Raw genomic sequence first — 1,434 nt, forward strand, 5'->3', positions numbered from 1 at the left:
CGTGGGCGCGTTCGTCTGATGATCTTCTTAAACCGCCCGCTGGAACGCACCTCAATCCAATGCAGAGCCTGATTGAGCCAAACAAAGTTTTTCCGATGCCGCCGCACGAACTTGGCAAACCTGCGGCTTGTAGCAATCAGCAGAACCGTCCCCAGTGCCAGCAGCGGTACGCCGGTAGGGATAGGCGTCCAGACCGTCAGCAGGCCCAGCACAATGCAAATGATAGCTGCAAAAACCGAAAGGCCCTTGATCAATAGCTCGGCCACCTGTTCGCGTTAACAACAGGTGAGAGTATATTCAGTACTCGTGAAACTTACGTAACACGCTCTTCCAAACTTAGGGCAAATATTGAAAATTCAGGGAAGACGGCAAATTACTCGCAACTCGCCGCCTGCATAATTACCGCTTATGCGCCGCGCTCCAGCAAGGCAACCACTTCAACATGAGGGGAATAGAGGAACTGATCAATCGGTACTACGCGCTTGATCTGATAGCCACCGTCCAGCAGCTCTCGAATGTCACGAGCAAAACTGGCAGGGCTACACGAAACAGCAACGATCTTCTTGACTGGAGACTTCGCAAGTTCCTGTGCCTGGGCAAGCGCACCAGCACGCGGTGGATCAAACACCACGCCATCAAACCCCTTGCCGAAGTTATCGAGCTCTTTTGCAACAATTGGTCGGCGGAACAGATCCCGGCGTTCAGTCGTAACCTTCTTAAGGCCCTTGGCACGGCGCAATCCAAGATCAAGCGCTTTCAGTGAAGTTGCTTCGCCTTCCACCGCATGCACATTGGCAAACTGCCCGATCTTGAAAGTCAGAGTACCCGCACCGCAGAACAAGTCAGCCACGCGTTTGCAACCACTCAGACCCTCTGAAAGAAGATCACCCATGGTTTTTTCAGCGCTCAAGGCTGCCTGAATAAACCCGCCGGACGGAATTGGAACAGCCACACCACTCATATCCAGCAGAGGAGGGCGGATCTCGATAATTGTTTCACCATCGACAGTCAGGCGCGCAAAGTTATTTTCAACAGCAGCCTGTGAGAGTTCGAGGTAATGCTTGTCTTTGTTTTTACCCAACCCACCAATAGCAACATCAAGGCCGCTCTGTGTTGTCATCACGGTGAACTTCAGTTCGCCCTTACGCAGCAGAATTTCGCCGGCAAGCTTGCGAAGTCCCGGCACGGCTTTCATGAGCTCAGGCGCAATCACTGGGCATTCTTCAATGTTGACAAGGCGGTTGGATTTGGCTGTGTGATAGCCAAACAGCACTTTATGGCTTGCCTTCACAGCTGCAAAGACTGCACGGCGGCGACTGCCCTTGCCGCAAACCACGACATCTTCCACTGGCGTTTCGATGCCACGGGAGGCCAGAGCATCAACCACTTGTTGGCGTTTGAAGTCCTTGTAGGAAGCCTCATCCATATGCTGCA

2 protein-coding genes are annotated in these 1,434 nt (G+C 52.9%); both read right to left on the reverse strand.

Translation table 11 applies throughout. The features are described 5' to 3' along the window. The coding region (locus tag PPL9_RS33610; protein WP_057465020.1) for a hypothetical protein at positions 1 to 254 on the reverse strand (254 nt) is incomplete at its 3' end. A gap of 152 nt (positions 255 to 406) precedes the next feature. Next, on the reverse strand, positions 407 to 1,434 hold a 1,028-nt coding region (locus tag PPL9_RS22900; protein ID WP_082597056.1), incomplete at its 5' end, for a class I SAM-dependent RNA methyltransferase.

Source organism: Pseudovibrio sp. POLY-S9 (assembly GCF_001431305.1).
In the GTDB taxonomy this organism is placed as follows: domain Bacteria; phylum Pseudomonadota; class Alphaproteobacteria; order Rhizobiales; family Stappiaceae; genus Pseudovibrio.